Consider the following 2,941-nt stretch of genomic DNA (forward strand, 5'->3'; position numbering starts at 1 on the left):
TCATATTTTTGTAGTTGAACTGTGGATCACGTCTGTATGTGACCCTGTTAAATAAATTATTTTTTGAATTTAAAATCATAGTTGTAGATGATTAACATTACTCTCCCTGATGGTTCCGTCAGACAGTATGAAAAAGGAACCTCCTCTTTTCAGATCGCACAGTCGATCTCCGAAGGTTTAGCAAGAAACGTATTAGCAGCAGAAGTAAATGGCCAGGTGTGGGACGCTTCGCGTCCGATTGAAAACGATGCTTCTGTGAAACTTCTTACCTGGAATGATACCGATGGTAAAGCTACGTTCTGGCATTCGTCGGCCCACCTGATGGCTGAAGCGCTGGAAGCGCTGTATCCGGGAACAAAGTTCGGGATTGGTCCTGCTATTGAGACCGGTTTTTATTATGATGTTGATTTCGGAGACCGCGAATTTTCTTCTGACGACTTTAAGCAGATAGAGGATAAGATGGTGGAGCTTGCCAAAACCAAGTCCGAATATGTAAGAAAGCCTGTGAGCAAGGCGGAGGCTATTGAGTATTTCACTGAAAAAGGGGACGAATACAAGCTGGATCTGATCAAGGATCTTCCTGATGGTGCCATCACTTTTTATACACAGGGGAATTTTACGGATCTGTGCAGGGGGCCTCATATTCCGAATACAGGCTTTGTAAAAGCAGTAAAGCTGATGAACGTGGCTGGTGCTTACTGGCGCGGAGATGAGAGCCGTAAACAGCTGACCCGTATTTATGGGGTAACTTTCCCCAAGCAAAGTGAGCTGGCCGAGTATCTCAAGATGATCGAAGAGGCTAAAAAGCGTGACCACCGTAAGCTTGGGAAAGAACTCGAGCTGTTTACTTTTTCTGAGAAAGTAGGAATGGGATTGCCTTTGTGGCTTCCTAAAGGAGCGGCATTGCGTGAAAAGCTCGTTAATTTTCTGCAGAGAGCACAGGTAAAGAGCGGCTATGAGCAGGTTGTTACACCTCATATAGGCCATAAAAATCTCTATGTTACTTCAGGTCATTATGAGAAGTATGGAGCGGATTCGTTTCAGCCTATCAAAACTCCGCAGGAAGGGGAGGAGTTCTTCCTGAAGCCGATGAATTGCCCTCATCATTGTGAGATCTATAAATCGAAACCACGTTCATATAAAGATCTTCCTGTGAGATATGCAGAGTTCGGGACGGTTTACCGCTACGAACAAAGCGGAGAATTGCATGGATTGACAAGGGTGCGCGGGTTTACACAGGATGATGCTCACCTCTTCTGTCGTCCGGACCAGGTGAAGGAAGAGTTTAAGAAGGTAATTGACCTGGTACTATATGTGTTCAGTGCTTTAGGCTTCGACGATTACACTGCCCAGATTTCATTGAGAGATCCTGAAAACAAAACAAAGTATATTGGGACAGAAGAAAACTGGCTTCTGGCGGAAGCTGCAATTATAGAGGCGGCAGAAGAAAAGGGCCTGCCGACAGTTGTCGAGCTGGGAGAGGCTGCTTTTTACGGGCCGAAACTTGACTTTATGGTAAAGGATGCACTGGGAAGGAAATGGCAGCTGGGAACGATCCAGGTAGATTACAATCTGCCCGAACGTTTTGAGCTGGAGTATACCGGCAGCGACAATGCAAAGCACCGGCCTGTTATGATCCATCGTGCTCCTTTTGGCTCACTGGAACGTTTTGTAGCCGTGCTGATCGAGCACTGCGCAGGGAACTTCCCGCTATGGCTTACTCCCGAACAATTTATTATACTTCCTATATCCGAGAAGTATGAGGAATATGCAAAAAAAGTTTTGGAATCGCTTAATAATTCCGATATTCGCGGCTTGATTGACTTGCGTGACGAAAAGATCGGCCGGAAAATCCGGGATGCGGAAGTTAAAAAGATCCCTTATATGCTGATAATAGGAGAGAAGGAGATGGCTGAGGAAATGGTTTCTGTAAGGAAGCATGGCCAGGGCGATCAGGGAAGCATGAGGGCAGAAGAGTTTAAAAAACAATTAGTTACAGAGATAACCGTTTAATCAGGAAATTAATTTGGCATTAGGTAGACCAGGTTTTAACAGGGGCCCCCGGGGGCCAAGACCTCCGTTTAAGAAGAAAGAGGCTGAACATAATATTAATGAGTTCATTAAAGCACCTCAGATAAGACTTGTTGGTGATAATGTTGAGCAGGGAATTTACTCTTTGAGCGAAGCACGTGCAATTGCACAAGAGCAGGAACTTGATTTAGTAGAGATATCCCCCAATGCTAATCCTCCGGTTTGTAGAGTAATTGATTATAATAAATTTATCTACGAGCAGAAGAAAAAGCTGAAGGAGATAAAGGCAAATGCGAAGCAGACCGTTATTAAAGAGATCCGCTTCGGCCCTAATACCAACGATCATGATTTTCAGTTTAAACTGAAGCATGCGGTCAGTTTCCTTGAAAATGGGGAAAAGGTAAGGGCTTACGTTCATTTTAAAGGACGTGCTATTGTTTACAAAGAACAGGGTGAAATCCTTCTTTTGAAGTTTGCCCAGGCGCTGGAAGAATACGGCAAGGTAGAACAGTTACCGAAATTAGAAGGTAAACGCATGTTTTTAATTGTCGGTCCGAAAGCCAAAAAGTAAGTTATTCAAGATAAAAACAATAAAAACAGAGTTATGCCAAAGATGAAGACCAATTCCAGTGCAAAAAAGCGTTTTAAGCTTACTGGAACCGGTAAAATTGCAAGGAACAATGCGTTTATGAGCCACATCCTTACAAAGATGTCTACTAAACGTAAGCGTAACTTAGGTCAAACCAGCTTAGTATCTGATGCTGACTTAGGTAACGTAAAGAGAATGCTTTGCATCGGGAAGTAAATTTTAATTATTAACCAGGCAACCGGTTGTAAGACTGCTGTAAAACGCAGCACCGCCTGCCAAAAACAAAAACAACATGCCACGTTCGGTTAACGCAGTAGCGTC

The 2,941-nt window shown here is 43.8% G+C and carries 3 protein-coding genes; all 3 read left to right on the plus strand.

Features of this window, described 5'->3' with window-relative positions:
* Positions 1–87: 87 nt before the first annotated feature.
* From thrS to rpmI, 3 genes are read left to right on the plus strand one after another with little or no spacing between them, the layout of a single operon-like run.
* Positions 88–2,013, plus strand: coding sequence for a threonine--tRNA ligase (gene thrS, locus DDR33_RS22030; RefSeq protein WP_109417967.1), 1,926 nt, complete (start codon positions 88–90; stop codon positions 2,011–2,013).
* 13 nt (positions 2,014–2,026) lie between these two features.
* The gene (gene infC, locus DDR33_RS22035; protein ID WP_109417968.1) at positions 2,027–2,602 is read left to right on the plus strand and encodes a translation initiation factor IF-3; all 576 of its coding nucleotides are present in this window, start codon (positions 2,027–2,029) and stop codon (positions 2,600–2,602) included.
* 33 nt (positions 2,603–2,635) lie between these two features.
* Positions 2,636–2,836, plus strand: a complete 201-nt coding sequence (rpmI, locus tag DDR33_RS22040; protein ID WP_109417969.1) for a 50S ribosomal protein L35 — start codon at positions 2,636–2,638, stop codon at positions 2,834–2,836.
* Positions 2,837–2,941: the final 105 nt, after the last annotated feature.

The sequence above is a fragment of the Pararcticibacter amylolyticus genome (genome assembly GCF_003130405.1).
GTDB classification, from domain to species: Bacteria; Bacteroidota; Bacteroidia; order Sphingobacteriales; family Sphingobacteriaceae; genus Arcticibacter; species Arcticibacter amylolyticus.